The following is a 17,334-nucleotide window of genomic DNA, read 5'->3' on the forward strand; positions in this document are numbered from 1 at the left end:
AAATCTGCCCGTCAACTCAGGAAGCGGACAAGCTGCGTTATCCATGCCAATTATGACGCCGATAGCAAATTTAAACAGCAGTTCTTGCCTTCCAGTTTGGAGATGGATTTACCAACGCCTTTTATCCTACAAACGGAGGATTAATGGCTGGACTAGCCATTGCAGGCGTCTCTTGGTTGAAATGGGCAAGATTTATGTTGCCACTCGTTATTTTGTTATTTATTACTTGTGCGATTATGGTGTCGATTGTACATCTGTTTGTGTGGCCGGTTTGATGAAGGGTGAGGTATCTCTTTCCTCGTGATATGAATGAAATGACGACATACTGGGATTTTTCCACTTTTTATGATAAAATACAACTAATTCAATAAGGTTATCAAGAGTGAACGAGAGTACTGGCTCGATGACTTCACAGCAACCTCCCCCCCGGGTAAGGTGCTCCAACCAGCAAAGCTTGCTTTGAATGATAACGAACGGTGCTTTAGCCCTTTGTATGCATTCATTTGCTGCAGAGGGCTTTTTCATTGGTCTTGAAACCTATTGATAAATCATGGGAGGATGGCAAATGAACACAACAGGATATAATCGTGACTTTATCGCCCAAGATCAGGAAGGGGAAATTTTTTTAAATCATGTAGTTGGGGTGATTGAAAAACAAATCCTAGAGTGGAATGAAAACGATAAAGTCGAAGGACCTAAAACGGAAGGCTATACCACTTCAGTCCAAGGTAATATGCAAATTTCAAAAATATCCATATCAAGTTCCCTGATAGAGTCTCTTCAACTTAAGCTTCAATCCCCTTACACCTTGGACCAGTATATCTGGATAGAACTCAAAGAAAATGGGGTGGAGGTTAGAGATGCGAATGGGAATTATTTAGATTATGTATTTATGTGAGTATCGGGATTTCCGCCCTATTCCCCCTTATATAGAAAGGTGGAATCCCCACTATCCAATTGTGCCACTATGATGTCCCATCTAATCAATATTTATTAAGCCTGCAGATTTTCACTATTTTCCATTAGTTCATACACAAACTTCTCTACTTTTCTAAGTAATTTCACTGTTTCATCTAAATCTATGATTCCTTCATGATCCGTTCTTCTATAATCATCCCGTAATATTGCTACAGTCATTGTATGCCCATTTCCGAAACTTGTGGGTTTTACTGTTTCTAATTGGTATTTCACACTATTATGTACTATTCGTTTATACCAATTATTTCTAAGGCAGGGCCTTTTTTCCTTTTCCGGAACTGCTATTTTAAAACATAGTTCTCCATATGATTTACCATCTTTTACTTTTTGCTCAAGCTGCAGATGAAGCTTGTGGTCTTCTAAGTCATGAAAGTTCCACCAACATCCCAAGAAACCACCATTGGCATTTGCTACATAGCCCCAATTACCATCTATATATTTTTGTATTTCCGTATAAAATCCTTGCCAGCCTAGCCATGTCCATTTGGAAATTAATCGAGATTCATAGCTCTTATAATTTTCATTAATTTCAACTAGATAATCATAATAATCCCTAAATATATCACTTTCCACTCCACGATTTATACCCTCAGAAAGTAGAGACAGGATTTCACTTCTGGTTACTACTTCATAACCCGCTTCTTTTACAGATGAGTAATCGCTTTGATTACCTATCTTAAAATATATTGGCAATAGCTGTTCATATAAATCTTTTTCTTCTATTTTAGATAAGTACCTTCGCAATTGATCCGAATGATTTTTTGTAAATGTTTTGTCCTCAATTAGAATAGCAATGGTCTCATTAACAATGATCAGAACATCTAATCCTTCTACTTGCCTTTTTACATCAATTGATTCTATAGCTTCCGGTATCTTTTTGTTATGCTTTTTAAATATGTATTTGATGAAGTTAACTGAAACGTCATGCAATAGTTTATGTGAATTATTAAATTTCGAATCACCCCAGCGAAATAGCCAGCAAATAAATGCATCTTGAGATAGCTCACTTGTACCATAAGCAAACAAATTTGGTTTAGCCTTCATTGATATTCCTCCTAATACACTTCACACAATGGTTTGGTATTTTGAAACCCGTTTAATCACATGTCAGGATTTACTAGATTATGTATCCACCTTTAATTAATGTTTTAGATGAAGGATACCTCGTAATTTGTGTAACACCGTACCGTATACAAATCTTACATTTTAATTTTATAACGACTCTCCCTCACCATTTCTAATTGATCTCGGATCTGCCCCTTCCCCCTTTCATGGTGAACCTCCTTTAAGGGTTATATATTCTTACAAACAATCATACCATTTTAATTCATTACAAAATGTTAATTTATAGACAAATGATATAGCTATGGGAACAACCTAGATTGTATTCTACTTGTCACCAACACCATTCGACAAATTCCGGGAAGTACCTGGCACCAAAACCGAGGCACCAAAACCGAGGCACCAAAACCGGCACCAATATGGTGATCCAGAGCGCACAAGAATACCCACTCAGGTGACTGCCCAACAACCTCCCTCACGGGTAAGGTACTCCTACCAGCAAAGCTTGCTTTAAATGATATGAATTAGCCCTTAGTATGCATTCAATTGCTGCTATTCATTAATCTTGGAAACCTATTGAATCTTTTTTATGGTATATACATATAAGTTATCCCGAAAAACAGAAAAAGAATAATTTTACAACCTGGTGAAAAGCTATAGTCAGAATTTAGAATGATTTTTTAGCTAGAGGCAAACTGATTAATCCTGAAACGAAAGGGACAAAGCACTTTATTTGCTTTACATGTATCTATTGTAAACCAACAAAAGATAGGAGTTATTCATAAATATGAAAAAATCACCAGTTGTTTTTTACGTATCATTAGCAATCCTTGCAACTCTTGTTCTCATGGGTGTACTGATACCTGAAACGTTAGAGCGTATCACAAATACCACCCAAAGTTTTATAACAAATTCATTTGGCTGGTATTATTTGGGAATTGTATCGGTGTTTGTCATCGTACTTTTTTATTTATTAGTAAGCCCAATAGGTAAAATTAAGCTTGGGCGACCGGATGATAAGCCTGAATTCTCCCGGCCAACTTGGCTCGCTATGCTTTTTAGTGCCGGCATTGGAATTGGCTTACTTTTCTATGGTACATATGAGCCAATTAGTCACTACGCCATCAGTTCACCTACAGGGGAGCTGGGCACGAATCAAGGAATCCTGGATGCTATGAGATTTACCTTCTTACACTACGGGATCCATCCATGGGCAATCTATGGAACAATTGGCTTAACCCTTGCTTACTTTACGTTTCGAAAAGGAGAACGAAGCTTAATTAGTAAGACATTACGACCAATATTCGGAAAACATGCAGATGGAAAAGTTGGTAGGGCAATTGATATCATAGCTGTCATTTCAACGGTTATGGGGGTTGCCACATCACTGGGATTTGGTGCTGCACAAATTAACGGTGGATTAACTTATTTATTTGGAGCCCCAAGCAATATGACTACTCAAACCATCATCATTTTTGTAGTTACCATCCTGTTTATGATATCTGCCTTAACCGGTATAGGAAAAGGGATCAGGATTCTCAGTAACTTTAATATGGGGCTATCACTCCTTCTTTTCTTATTCGTGTTTGTTTTCGGACCGACCATTTTCATTTTAAATTTATTTATGGATACACTAGGGACGTACCTGCATCATTTTGTGGAAATGAGTTTTAGAATGGCACCGGTTAACGAAGAAGCTCGTAGCTGGATTAATGACTGGACCATCTTCTATTGGGCTTGGTGGATAGCTTGGTCTCCATTTGTAGGTGTGTTTATCGCCAGAGTATCCTTAGGAAGGACCATTCGGGAGTTTATTATATACGTACTGATTAGCCCATCCCTGATTAGTTTCCTATGGTTTACGGTATTTGGAGGGGCAGGCATCTCCACCGAGTTATCTGGTTTTTCCATATCTTCCTTATTACCGGAAGAATCCCTTTTTGGACTATTGGAAGGTTATCCACTTAGTATGGTATTTTCCATATTAGCCATCATTATTATTGTGACATTCTTTGTCACATCCGCAGACTCTGGTACATTTGTTTTAGGAATGATGACAACGAACGGATCCCAGAATCCAAGTAGGGGAATTAAAGTAACTTGGGGAATTTTACTTTCTGTTACGGCACTTGCTCTACTTTATTCTGGTGGATTACTAGCTCTTCAAAACACCATGATTATTGCTGCTCTTCCATTTTCAGTTATATTAGCACTCATGGTATTTAGTTTGATTAAATCCTTACAACAGGAAAAGAAGGAGCTGGGAATTGGCCAACTGAGATACGCCGAGAAAAAGGAAAATATCAAGTAGACGACTAAAGAAAAGTGCAAGCGTCCATTAGCGACGTACGGAATGCGCCTGGCCATGCCAGGTGGTTCGATGTTGCTGCGCAAAGCAGCGGTCTTAATCGAACATTCCACTGCCGTAGGAGATAAAGGAAACATGCCCCTTCATAGGGGTATGCCGACGCCTGAGCGCTAGCCCGCTTTTAGTCGGCCTTCCTAAAAAAAACGAGTCGATGTTGACTTTCACAGCAAGGGTATAAGTGCGACTAAGCCTCTGGTTTCACCAATCGGCAAGTCTTCTTTATCGTACGGAGGTTAGGGAAGTTCTCTAGTCGCTGGGCGATGGGGCTAGACATCAAAGCGCAAATTTATACTTTCTTATCTCACAAAAAAGACCAAAGGGACAGGCTACCTCGGTCCACTATGAAATAGAATGGGTGGACCGAAAACCCTGTCTCTTTGGTCCTTATCATGCGGTTTGATAAATTTAAAGGTTCGAAACCGCCACTCCGTTAATTATCATATTGCAATAAATACTACCCTTCCCCCTTCTTCCATTCCTCTACATAATCCTCGAGTACATTTTTAAGTTCCTTTCCTATACGTGAGTAGGCTTCATCATTCAGATTGGCAAGTGACACGCGAATCGACCAAGCTGGGGCTAAAAATCCTTCACCACTCAATAAAACAATGGATGACTTTTCGGCCAGGCGATATAAAATATCTACCGGTTTATAATTCTGTTTAAGATAGTCGAAGAATCCTTTTTCATAATGAAGCTTACACCAGATTTCCAAATCAATCTCTGTGTAATAGTCTGCGTCGTTTGGTAAATGTTTCTTCGGTAAACCCAGTCCTTCGTATAATAAATTCATTCTCCGATGTAAAATGTCAATGGTTTTCTGTTTGTACTCATTGTTAGTATCGAGCATGGCAAAAATGGAAAATAATGCCATTTGCACTTGCTGTGGTGTGGATAGTCCAGCGGTGTGATTCATCGCAACATCCCTGCTATCTGCTACCATCCGATCGATAAACTTCAGGTTTTCCGGATTCTCTGTAAGGGAAGCATACCTTTTATTCAGAACCGCTTTTTCTTCTTCCGGCAACTCTTTTATTAATTTATCAAACACATTGTTCTGGTTGATGGCAATCGTTCCTAATCGCCAGCCTGTCACACCAAAGTATTTGGAAAATGAATACACACCGATAGTATGGAAAGGTAAATCCGCCATAAGAGAGCGGAACCCTTCAACAAAAGTGCCATACACATCATCGGAAATAATCATTAGGTTTGGATTATCCTGTTTTACAATGCTTATGATTTGGTTGATGGATTCTTTTTTTATTGAAACAGATGGTGGATTACTCGGATTAACTAAAAAGAGTGCTTTTATGTCCTGATCCTTTAACTTTTCTAATTCCTCATATGGGTATTGCCATGTACGATTCCCTTCCTCATCTATTTCTGTTGCCTCTATTTTCACAAGTTCATAAGCATTGTTCGGGAGTTCTGGAATCTCTATGTACGGTGGAAAGATTGGAACCATCACCGCTATTTTGGATCCTTTAGGCAGTAAGTGATTTTTATATAATGTTTCAAATATATAGCACATCGCTGCCGTTGCACCTTCTACAGCAAATAAATCATACGTACCACATGACGTGTCCTGACCACACAGCTCTTTCGATAAAAAGTCATGTACCACTTTTTCTGTTCTGACAAGCATTCGGTCCGGGTTAGGGTAGTTATCCCCAATAATTCCGTCTACCAGTTCATAGACCCATGCATCAGCTTCAAACTGCTTTGTGTTGATTCCGTAATCAATGATTTCTTTCAGCAATTGCATTCCTGGCACCTGCTGATTTTCCTCCACATATTTCTGGAATCTTTCTGCTATTCCTTCACGACTTGGCATGCCAGCTAAATTTCCTTCATTCCATCCTCTTCTTGATTCTGTAACAGCAAATTGTCCAAGGGCAAAAAATGCTTCCCGGGGGGTAGCCGCTATCCAATTTGGATTCCCACGACCTGCATCCAGCATCGTTCTGGTCATTCGCTTTTTTCCTTTTGCAAGATCAATGAGTTTATCCTTCAATTCAAACGGGCTTACCTTTTCTAACTGACGCCTTTCTTTTTTTGGTTCATCCATAAAGATCCTCCTAAACATAAACAAACTGCTATCTTCATAAAGAGTATCCCACAATTGAACTGGAATATAATTGGACTTCAGGATTTATTTCGTATCAGTGTAGAGCATCACTATTTTAAAATAAAAAATTCTATATAGTTGCACATAGAGGAACAATAGTATTTATAAATAACGAAATATTTCTTAAGATGGATGTAAACGTTATCAACGCAGATAGAAAAATATGTCATACTATTAATAAGTCGCAACCCCAGGGAGACCAATTTTTCGATTATGTCATACCTGGTGTCGAAGCACAGATTGATATTAGTTGCCATAGTTATTAAGATGCCTCTGATGTACACAGGGGATTTAAGTCCAGTTAAAAAAATATACGAAAAGGGGTATTGAAATGAAAAATATTACAGTACTTGGAGCAGGTGTTATGGGACATGGTGCCGCTCAATTATTTGCCCAAGCAGGGAAAAATGTACGGATTCGAGCTAGACGCGAGTCATCACTGGAAGAAGCAAAAGAACGCATGACGAACAGCTTAAAAATTATGGTTGAAAAGAACATGCTGACCCAAAGCGATATGGAGCAAGCGTTAGATCGTATAACCTATACTACAGATTTGCATGAAGCGATTCAGGATGCTGATTTCATTTTCGAATCCATTCCAGAAGTTCTTGAAAAAAAGTTGGATACTTACGAAATTATCGAAAGCACTGTCTCAGACAAAACGATTATTTCGTCTAATACTTCCACTTTCCCATTAAAAGAATTAACTCAAAAAGCAAAGAATCCCGAAAGATTTATCATTACTCACTTCTTTAACCCACCACAACTTGTGCCAATTGTGGAGATTGTTAAAGTGGAAAACACAAAGGATAACGTCGTTCAATCCACCTATGACTTAATGAAAGAGATAGGGAAATCTCCAGTAGTTCTTAAAAAAGAGATTACAGGCTTTATCGTTAACCGTGTTCAAGTTGCCATGCTTCGTGAAGCGTTTCATTTAATGGAGATGGGAGTAGCTACCGCAGAAGATATCGATATCGCTATGAAAGGGAGCCTGGGCTTTAAATGGGCATTTTGCGGTCCAATGGAAAGTCAGGATTTAGCTGGCCTGCAAACAACAAAAGCAATGGTTGGAAATATATTACAGGATTTATCTAATACAAGAGAGGTTCCATCCTTCTTAACGGAAATGGTAGAAAACGACCAGCTTGGTATTCGAACAAATGAAGGTTTTTACAAATATGATGATAACGGTGAAAAAGCAATCCATACTCGAGACGATCACTTCTTGGATCTCCTAAAGTTATTACAGCAAAAGGCAGAGAACAACAAAGATAAGGTGTCATCTACCAAATAATAGATCCAGAGGGGCAGGTTCACCAGTCCAAGAATACAAAGAAACCTTTAACACATATTCCGAATTCTTTGAAATACTATATTTTAATCTTCCCATTTTAGAAAGGATAAGAAAAAAATCGGCATTCGCTTCGTCCTTTGGCGAATAGTAAGGTTAATTAGTGTTGTGTCGTTGAAATTTTATAGTGCTATCATAAAATAAATTTTCAATGATTGGTGGGGCTCTTCCTTTCCCATAAAACAAAGAATCCTCACAAATGTTGATGGAACAACATTTATGAGGATTCTAACTTTATTAAACGAATGAATTTCTATATAAGTATTGAATCATCATGCCAGGAATGGCATACATACATTAATTATCTACGTTTCGTGCTGTTGATTTTCCCTTGCTTCTCCTTTGTTCATCTGGTCTTTTGGCTTTGTTATTCTTTTTCTTTGGCGCATGTGAATCTTTGACCATGTTCATCCCTCCAATGTTTTAAAGTATCATTCTTAGTTTTATCGGATGGAGAGGAAATATTCAGTGAAGCGCGGGGACGATTCTTTAGAGAGGACAATCGGAAGTTTTGCACAAAAGAAAGCACAACTAGCGGATTACATCTGCCAGGTGTGCTATTTTGCTTCGTTTTAATATTAAATTAGAAATTGGTTCCTCTATGACACGGTCTGGGCGTTAGACTCAGCTATGTTCGGTAACTGTCCCTGTGGTCCCTCAGACAAGGCAGGCTAGCTAATACCAAGGAAGAGATACATTAACTATTAAAAATGGGTGCTAAGTCAACCCGAAATCCATCCAAAAATTTCGATGTAATTTCCCCTTTATCTGTTTTGATATCGTGTTGCTCATACATTTTTTCATCATTCAAGGCATACACAGTTACCGTATTTAACATGGGATTGACAATCCAATACTCCTTGACACCATAATTCATATAAAGGTTTAACTTTATAACCAAATCATGTGACTGATTGGAAGGGCTTAATATTTCAACGATTAATTCAGGAACCCCAACATATCTAGCATCTGTAAAACCACTTTTATCACAAATAATACTTATGTCTGGTATAACAATTTTGGTTCCTTCGATTGTGTCGTCTTTCAATTCAATATCATATGGTGCTGGAAATACTTCACAACACTTTCCTTCTAAGTAATTTCCCAATTTAATCTGCAATTTGCTGGAAACACGTTGATGCTTTGTCGATGGTGATGGCGACATATAAACAAATCCGTCAATATATTCTAATAAAGCATCGGAGTTTTCTCGAATTTGAAAGTACTCGTTTACTGATATAGGATCATTACGGTATGGATGCATCTTATCACCCTTTTTCCGATATTTGTTACTACCATTTTACCACGTTTACATTGTAAAAGGGGATGATTATATAGGGCTAGTTTGAGTCAGACCACACTATGTTCGGGTACCCCACGATTTATTCCAAACACAGAGGATTAAAAATAACCGGAACAGCTTTATCCAGTATTAAATCCTCCTTTGTTACAACCGTATAATATAAAGCTATAATCTTCCCCTAGCTCCGAAGCTCTGCCCAAATTATTCCCTTCCCTAACCGTTGCCCCGTAAAAAATACTTTTCTACCTTCACTTTCCTTTTTCAAGGTTCGAGCAAGATATCCATCTACCCATTTCAGAAAAGCAATTAAAAAAACTCGGCATTTCAGACCGTAGCGAATGTCGAGTTTTTGTTATGCTTGGTACTTTAAAAATTACTACATTTATCTACTTTTTGATAAAGTGAATCTTCAATCAGTGGTTTTTTTTCATCCCCACTGAGTGTTAGTACATGATCAGTTGAAAATAGTTGAAGTATACGAAGTTGAATAATTGAATAGAGGGAGTCGTTAGGCTCCCTTTAATAATAAAACCGGTCTTTAATTTGGTTTTCCCAGAGCTTGGTTAATCCATAACAAATGGGTATTACTACCAGAAAAAATACACTTAAAAATTTAAAAAGATATATTGTAACTACTATTAACAATAACCAAGAGCCTAGATATACCCCAATACCTCCACGATACGAAAAGTCATAAGATTCTAGTACTGGTAGGTATTGAATGAAAGCAATAATAAGACCACAAAATACTAAAGCTATAGATAAGAACCAAAGAAAAGGCGTCCATTTTTCTATAGTATTCAAAATTGTGTTATTCAATGTGAGTATTTCGTTAGGTACATTAAAGTTAAAATCTTGATTCATAATCCCAAAAAGTTTATATAAGGCATTGATCATTAAATAGTATAACAATATTAACCAAAGATATTGAGGAATTAGATAAATATTTAATTTCCTAACCCTAGTTAAAAATTCATTTGTAATATCCATAATTAATACCTCCTTTCTAAAAGTATATCGACAAGAAATTATATATTTACAGTTGGTGAAGAAGTGCTCTTTTATGACTTTGAAGTATTTTCTCATGATTGGCTAGTAGTTATTACGGATACCGACACCAAGTCAGTCAGAAAAAGTTTTTGTTAACGATGAACAGGGTTTGATAGATTACTATAACCCCATCGTAATGACATTTGGATAGGATATAACAGTCGCCACTATGACCAATATATTATAAAAGCTATCATTTGTGGATTTAGTCCACAGGAAATAAATCACTGGATAATCGTAAAAAGGGAACCAGGATGGAAGTTCTTTAAAGAATTCTGGAAGATACAGCTTTTCAATTATGACGTAATGACAAATAAGTTTAGATTCTTGAAGCAACTGGAAGGTTTTCAAGGCCATGACATTAGAGAAACACTTGTTGACTTTACCATTAATCGAGAATTAACCGAAGTAGAAATCCAAGAAGTCATTAAATATTGTAGGCATGATGTACATGAAACCATGCACATATTTAGTGAGAATATCAGTGAATTTGAATCACAATTGGAACTTCTAAAGATGTTCAATTTACCGTTACGTAACATATCCAAAACAAAAGCGCAACTGTCAGCAGTTATCTTGGAAGCCAAACAACCAAAAGTACAACGTAATGATGAATTTGATTTTCAATTTCCTCCTACTTTGAACATAAATAAATATACCGAGGTCTTAAATTTTTATAAGGAAAATAAAGATTATGGCAAGGTTTTAGAAGTTGATGTAGCTGGAGTGCCGCATTTGTTTGCTTGGGGAGGTCTTCATGGTGCTAGGAACAATTATATTGACACAGGTTACTTCATTGACGTTGCTTCCTATTACCCGGATCTAATGATTGAGTATGATTATCTATCACGAAACGTCAAAAATAAAGCCAAATTTAGGGAAATTCGAGATACGAGACTTAAATATAAAGTAAAGAAAGATAAACGACAGGCTCCTTTGAAAATTGTTATAAATGGGAGTATGGAGCCATGAAAGATAAATATAACGGATTATATGACCCATTACAAGCAAACAATGTTTGTATAGGTGGAATGACTTTGCTTCTTGATTTGATAGAAAAGTTGGAACCGCACTGTACTTTAATACAGAGTAATACAGACGGTCTGCTAGTTAAATTAAATCATCCAGATGACTATGAGTTAATAAATGATATTTGTTATGAGTGGGAGCAACGTACCAAGATGGAATTAGAGTTTGAGAAGTTCGTCAAGGTCATTCAAAAGGACGTTAATAATTATATTCTAGTGGAAACAGATGGAAGTTATAAGTCCAAAGGTTCTTATGTAAAGAAATTAAATCCACTCGATAATGATTTACCAATAGTAAATGAAGCTGTCGTTAATTATTTTATGAAAGGGATAGACCCGGAAGATACCATATTTAATTGTGACCAGCTAATCAAGTTCCAAAAGATAGTGAAAATCAGTAGTAAATATGAATACGCTAGGTAAGGAACCAAGAGAATGTCAGAAAACGTATTTCGAGTTTTCGCTTCAGTAGATAAAAATGATGGTGAATTATTAAAAGTTCGTGATGGTTCTGCAAGCAAAATAGGATACACACCAGACAGATGTTTCATTATCAATGATGAGGTAAGAGGTATGAAAGTACCGTTAAAGCTAGACTACTGGTGGTATCTCGAATTGGCAAATAAGCGATTAATGATTTTTCAGGAAATGGGGAGTAATGTTATTTCAATGTTTCTACAGTTGAAGAAATAAATTTTCTTAGCTGCTGAACTTTACTTGCTTTTTCTTTTTCTGCAAGTTTTTCGTCTAGAATAAGTTCAATAGCAAGCTTAACTTTAGGAATAATCTCTAAACATTCATCTTCAGAGAGTTCATGTATTCCTTTACTTAGTATCGCGTACAATTTTTTATTCTCTACTAATATATTAGGTAAGTAATTACTAAGTAATTCTATTTTCTCATCCATACGAGATTGTTGGTATAGTTCTTTATCAATACTGATTTCTTGAAGCGCTAATTGATGAGATTCTTCAATAAGATTTTCAAATATTCTACGAAGGTATACAAAAGAGCCTATACCAATGCCGTGAGAATATAATCCAATAGCTTTTGAAAATTCTTGATAGTTATCTTTTAAGATTCTTCTATATTTTTTAATCGAGTTGATTTCTATAGAAGCTGTCGAAGGATATTGACCAACTTTTTCAATTTTATAATCAGTGATTCTAAAAATGTATGAATATTTGTGGGAGTGGTTTCTTTGGCAAGTAAACTCATATTGAAAAGGTGTTTTATAGTTATTCAACTGCTCTACATCAAACTTCACATAATAAACAGTGTTTATTTTACTAGATAATTTAAAGGTAGATTCCTCTTCACATTCTATACAAAAACAATCAAACTGAATATCTTCATTCTCATTAAATATGTAACTTAAATTTTCATCATCTGTCCAATCAAAGGATAATTGCTGATACAAGCCCATTTTCAAAAAAATATATTCAGTGTTAATTAGTTCATTTGTCATTTACTGCAACCCCAATCTAGTAATTTTAAGACTATTCTACCATGAAAGTAGGTGATTAACATTTACAAGGGTTATCTCAAAGGAAACGGTAAACATGCAGCTACTAAATTTAAAAATGGTGCAAAACTATTATCCTATCATACAGCACGAAAAGAAGATTCCTATGTTGGTATTTTGGATACAAGGGTATGAGCTAAAGGCCTCTGAGCGAATCAGGAGTTTACTGGCTTCCCGACCCCCCACTTATAATTATTGAAGCTCTCGAATTCTTAAAGTGGGGGTCTTACAGCCAGTTAATCACGTGTTAAAATTTTATATTTTTGGGAGTAAAAAAGGCTTTTTTTCAATGGCCCGAGGCGCTAAGTCCGTATCCAATCATCAATAGAATGGACCGGTGTCCCTATGGTTTATCTCAGGAAAGATGATTAAAAGATCTCTATGCAACACTTTCCACATCATCATGTGAGTATTTCTTTCTTGAGATCATGTAGGATAGAGAAATACATATCATGGATAGTAAGGCTGCGACCGTTAAGCCGATCCATGCCCATGTATAGGAACCCATCACATCATATACTGCTGCAGTAAGTACTCCGCCTAATGCCATGCCGACCTGGAAAGCGCTGTTTGTTACCCCCATCATTACTCCGTAGTTGTTTGTGCCAAAAATATGACTGGCAAACAGTGGAGTCGAAACACTTGCAACAGCATTTCCAAATGCAAAGAAAACAGCCATCAGGATGAGAAGAGATTGGTTTTCTCCAAATAACAACAGGATAAATGAAATCGATATCGCTATGTAACCCATGACCCCAGATTTTATAATGCCAAATTTATCACTAAACCATCCAAGCATTAATTTACCAAAAATCCCCAATACAGAATATAAGGAAACGATGGTAGCAGCGTAAACCATTCCATGCATGTCACTGACATATGGATTAATTTGTTGAATAGATCCGGTTGTAATCAATCCAAGCGTAAAAATCCCAATCATATAAATATAGAAAAAAGGTTTTTTCTTGGCTTCAGCTGGGGTGATGTCTATTTCAATTTCTTCCTTGTCCTTCGCGGATTGATCTTTTTCATCTGCTTCCCCCTCTCCCAATGGTTTTAACCCAATCTCTTGAGGAGTTTTTTTCATGACAAACAATGCAATAGGCAGACCTACAATCAAGATAATAAGTCCCATAATAAAGTAGGTTTGTCTCCAGCCAAAATCTATAATCAGATTTGCAATAACCGGACTCATTATGAAACCACCTAAACCAATACCTGAAATGGCAATGCTCATTGCTAACCCTCTACTCTTTTTAAACCAATTCACAATAATGATTTGTGTCGCTAAATTCCCGCAGAATGAGAAGGATATGCCAAGAAAAGCTGCTGAAATATACAAGTGATATACAGATTGTGCGATTCCATAAGACATATAGGAAAGGGAAAATACGATAATACTGATTGATAAAATCCATCTAACATTATATTTGTCAATGATTTTCCCTGCAACTGGGGACAAAATAATGCCGCATACAGCAATGATAGTCGTCGTAAGTGTAAAGGCGCTTCGTGGAATATTGAATTCTTCCGTTATAGGGATCATATACAGACTAACCAGTGCACTTGTAAATGGAACTGTTAGTGTTATTAATAATAGGCCAGCTAATACAATCCACCATCCATAAAATATCCCTTTTCTTTTTGGCATACAAACTCCTCCGATTGATTATTAAACTTGAAATCGCTTGCAATTTTGTTCTCTCTTTTTAAGGTTGATCATTAAAAAATAAAATCTTATTCAGCTGAATTCATAAAAACGAAAAATATCTCACTATTTATTTTAAATTATATTAGTTTGTTGTGTCAATAATTTATCGACAATATTCGGGAAGTGACAGGCACCAATTCGTTAAGGTTCTCGCCTTTCTTTTATGAAATAATGGACTTTTTCAGTGACCTCGGACATGTAACTTGCCCCATTATTTGGAGAAGACACAAGGATAGTGAACTTCTCTTCGTCCTTTGGCTGAATTATCAGCTTATTCGGGCGCCTTGGATCCTTCCTACGTTCCCTTTTGGATGAATTCCGAGTTCATTCGGGCACTTAGAACCTCTCTACGTTACCTTTCAAATGATTCCTAAGCTCATTCGGGCACCTAGAACCTTCCTACGTTTCCTTGCAAATGATTCCTTAGTTCATTCAGGCACTTAGAACCTCTCTACGTTACCTTTTAAATAATTCCTAAGCTCATTCGGGCACCTAGAACCTTCCTACGTTTCCTTTCAAATAATTCCCAAGTTCATTCGGGCACCTTTAAGGTGCCTGTCACTTCCCGGTTTTTGTCAATTTTTGTCGAATGTTTATTTTTCTATAAAAGTTACAAGCCTGCTCGATTCTAAGGCATACTCGAGCAGGCTTCCAACTTACATATTAGTTAGCTTTTGCCAATTCTTTATCCTTCTTCTTCATTTCAGCGATTCCAGATTGCACTTCGACCATTTTCTTATCTAGTGGATAGAATTTCATCGCTTATAAGAATAATGCGATATTTCCTGTAAGAATGTGATATTCCACTTTATTGAATTCCATAATCTTCTGCGTAAAGCATTTCTGTATCTACTAATACATCTTCTGCTTTTTCATCTAGGTTAAATACTCTTGCTCCGCGTAATCGATGGTTTTCTTCTCCACCAAGACCATAGGCTCCAAATCCCGCACTTCCTGCATAGCCAAGTTTAATGCCATAATAGTCACCAACATAAGTATTAATATGATCGTGACCAGCGAAAACTCCTTGTACATCTCCTCTTTCTAACATGGCAGCAAACATTCCACTATTAAATGGTCCCGTGCAGACACACTCATTTTTTTCCCCGATAATATTATGCTTTTCTATAGCACGCTCATGACCTTCTTCCGTTCCTTGGTATGGTGCTGCATACCACATATACTCGAATTCTGGAAGTGGTATATGCATAAATGCAAGGGAAGGAACTTTATGTCCTGCTGTTTGTTCTAATTTTTCAGAGGTTTCCACATACCATTGAACCTGATCATGACGAAGCCAATCCCATGTTTGATATCCTTTAAAATCCTGGCCTGCTATTTCATCCGGTGCATATCTGCCACTATCAAATAACCAAACATTATATGCTGGTTCTGCATTTTTAGAATGATTGATAACTAAGTTTGCATTACCAGTTCCAGTAATATCTTTGGAATCCGGCTTGTTTACATTGTATTCATAAGACATGTAAACATCGAGCATTGCTTCTTCGTCCATTCCGGTTTTCTCGGTATGATCTTCATCATGATTACCAAATGTTACTGCCCAATTCACTTCATTTTCTTCCATAGGTTTAGAAATGGTATCAATCGCTTGTTTCACTTCTTCTGCTGTATCCAAACCAGCATTTAACATATCCCCATTTAGAATGACCAAATCTGGACTTTGGTCCTGAATGACAGTATTCATAAGTTCCATTGTACGCGGGTCAACTTCTTCATCATCTTGAATATCATTAAATTGGACAATTCTATACTTCCCATCCTCATTAAACTGGAGTTTTTTGTTTTCGTTTGTTTTTCCTTGAATGGTAGAACTGAAGAGATTTGTCGTAACAAGAATAACTGTGGTGAAAAAAACCCCGATTACGCTAATAATTGGTTTTAATTTCATTTCATAACCTCCTATTTATTTATTTTTCCAGTCAATTGCATTATATAAAGAAAATATTAATACTCTATTAAATTAGTTTGTTTTTACAATAAACTAATTCGGTTCCAATGTACTAGCAAATAATAGGTAGAATTGTACTATTTCCAAAACATATTCTCGAAGGTGCCTGTCACTTCCTGATTTTTGTCAATTTTTGTCGAACGTTTATCTTTCTATAATGTTACAAGCCTGATCGATTCTAAATGGAATTTAACCTTTACAAAGCCCAGATTACAAAGAAATCAATTGAAATCCCATATAAATTGCCATCGCCCAAATAATTAGAGCAGAAACCTGGTTCATTCGTTTTAACAGCTGTCCGCTTCTATCAACTTGACCAACTTTTCTACCAGTTATCGCTAAAGCAAAAAACCAAATCCATGAAACTCCTATACATGCTACCGTAAAAATCCATTTTTCATATCCCGTGTAGACCAGAGAACTGGTTCCAATCACTCCTATTGTATCCATTATCGCATGCGGATTAAGTAGCGAAACGGAGGAAGCAAATGTTATCTGCTGCTTTGCCGAAAATCTATTTGAGGATTGTCTATCATGCTGTTCAGGCTTGCTTTTCCACATAACCCATCCCATATATACTAAGAAAATGAATCCTACGACAAACAGCGTAGCCTTTAACCACACAAAGCTAAAAACAATGATGGATACACCAGCCACTGCCAAATAGATTAAAAGACTATCACAAACACCAGCTGTAATAATTGCAGGTAAAGCATTCGTAAGTTTTCTATGGGTTGCCCCTTGGTTAAATACAAATACGTTTTGTACGCCTAGAGGCAATATTAAACCAAATGCCAATACCACTCCATGAAGAAATGCCTCCACTATTATCCCTCCTTTTCTTATTTAGAA

Annotated in this window: 11 protein-coding genes, 2 pseudogenes and 1 riboswitch; of the genes and pseudogenes, 5 read left to right on the forward strand and 8 right to left on the reverse strand. The window is 36.7% G+C overall.

Going from position 1 to position 17,334, the window contains the following annotated elements:
- Positions 1–134: 134 nt before the first annotated feature.
- Both GMJ66_RS20995 and GMJ66_RS05925 read left to right on the forward strand, forming a co-directional pair.
- Positions 135–275, forward strand: a pseudogene (locus GMJ66_RS20995) (hypothetical protein); the annotation flags it as partial.
- A gap of 95 nt (positions 276–370) precedes the next feature.
- Positions 371–473, forward strand: a riboswitch (SAM riboswitch).
- 92 nt (positions 474–565) lie between these two features.
- Positions 566–898 (forward strand): hypothetical protein, encoded by a 333-nt coding sequence (locus tag GMJ66_RS05925; protein WP_156289420.1) that lies wholly within the window; start codon positions 566–568, stop codon positions 896–898.
- 95 nt (positions 899–993) lie between these two features.
- Here GMJ66_RS05925 and GMJ66_RS05930 read toward each other — a convergent pair whose 3' ends face one another.
- Positions 994–2,022 (reverse strand): PD-(D/E)XK nuclease family protein, encoded by a 1,029-nt coding sequence (locus GMJ66_RS05930; RefSeq protein WP_156289421.1) that lies wholly within the window; start codon positions 2,020–2,022, stop codon positions 994–996.
- An 805-nt stretch (positions 2,023–2,827) separates the two neighbouring features.
- Here GMJ66_RS05930 and GMJ66_RS05935 point away from each other — a divergent pair.
- Entirely contained in the window at positions 2,828–4,351 is a 1,524-nt protein-coding gene (locus GMJ66_RS05935; protein WP_156289422.1) for a BCCT family transporter, read from the forward strand.
- Positions 4,352–4,862: 511 nt separating this feature from the next.
- Here the strand turns inward: GMJ66_RS05935 and aspD are convergent.
- Positions 4,863–6,479 carry an aspartate 4-decarboxylase gene (aspD, locus tag GMJ66_RS05940; RefSeq protein ID WP_156289423.1) on the reverse strand — a complete coding sequence of 539 codons (1,617 nt, stop codon included), beginning with the start codon at positions 6,477–6,479 and terminating at the stop codon, positions 4,863–4,865.
- Between the two features lie 391 nt (positions 6,480–6,870).
- Here aspD and GMJ66_RS05945 point away from each other — a divergent pair, with 391 nt between their 5' ends.
- The gene (locus tag GMJ66_RS05945; protein WP_156289424.1) at positions 6,871–7,836 is read left to right on the forward strand and encodes a 3-hydroxyacyl-CoA dehydrogenase family protein; all 966 of its coding nucleotides are present in this window, start codon (positions 6,871–6,873) and stop codon (positions 7,834–7,836) included.
- Positions 7,837–8,590: 754 nt separating this feature from the next.
- Here GMJ66_RS05945 and GMJ66_RS05950 read toward each other — a convergent pair.
- Positions 8,591–9,157 carry a Uma2 family endonuclease gene (locus GMJ66_RS05950; protein WP_156289425.1) on the reverse strand — a complete coding sequence of 189 codons (567 nt, stop codon included), beginning with the start codon at positions 9,155–9,157 and terminating at the stop codon, positions 8,591–8,593.
- Between the two features lie 558 nt (positions 9,158–9,715).
- On the reverse strand, positions 9,716–10,186 hold the full coding sequence (locus GMJ66_RS05955) for a hypothetical protein (protein WP_156289426.1): 471 nt from the start codon (positions 10,184–10,186) through the stop codon (positions 9,716–9,718).
- A gap of 63 nt (positions 10,187–10,249) precedes the next feature.
- Between GMJ66_RS05955 and GMJ66_RS21150 the strand changes: the two are divergent.
- A pseudogene (locus GMJ66_RS21150) lies at positions 10,250–11,967 on the forward strand (hypothetical protein).
- Here the strand turns inward: GMJ66_RS21150 and GMJ66_RS05965 are convergent.
- From GMJ66_RS05965 to GMJ66_RS05980, 4 genes are all read right to left on the reverse strand, one after another.
- Entirely contained in the window at positions 11,936–12,742 is an 807-nt protein-coding gene (locus GMJ66_RS05965; RefSeq protein ID WP_156289427.1) for a short-chain dehydrogenase, read from the reverse strand. The pseudogene GMJ66_RS21150 and the gene GMJ66_RS05965 overlap by 32 nt on opposite strands.
- Before the next feature lie 436 nt (positions 12,743–13,178).
- Positions 13,179–14,450: an MFS transporter gene (locus GMJ66_RS05970; protein ID WP_156289428.1), complete on the reverse strand. Its 1,272-nt coding sequence runs from the start codon at positions 14,448–14,450 to the stop codon at positions 13,179–13,181.
- Positions 14,451–15,318: 868 nt separating this feature from the next.
- Entirely contained in the window at positions 15,319–16,422 is a 1,104-nt protein-coding gene (locus GMJ66_RS05975; RefSeq protein ID WP_156289429.1) for a metallophosphoesterase family protein, read from the reverse strand.
- A 270-nt stretch (positions 16,423–16,692) separates the two neighbouring features.
- A complete protein-coding gene (locus tag GMJ66_RS05980) occupies positions 16,693–17,307 on the reverse strand; it encodes a LysE/ArgO family amino acid transporter (protein ID WP_156289430.1) in 615 nt (204 codons plus the stop codon).
- Positions 17,308–17,334 lie beyond the last annotated feature (27 nt).

Origin of the sequence: Oceanobacillus salinisoli, from assembly GCF_009733865.1 — a bacterium.
Taxonomy (GTDB): Bacteria; Bacillota; Bacilli; order Bacillales; family Amphibacillaceae; genus Oceanobacillus; species Oceanobacillus salinisoli.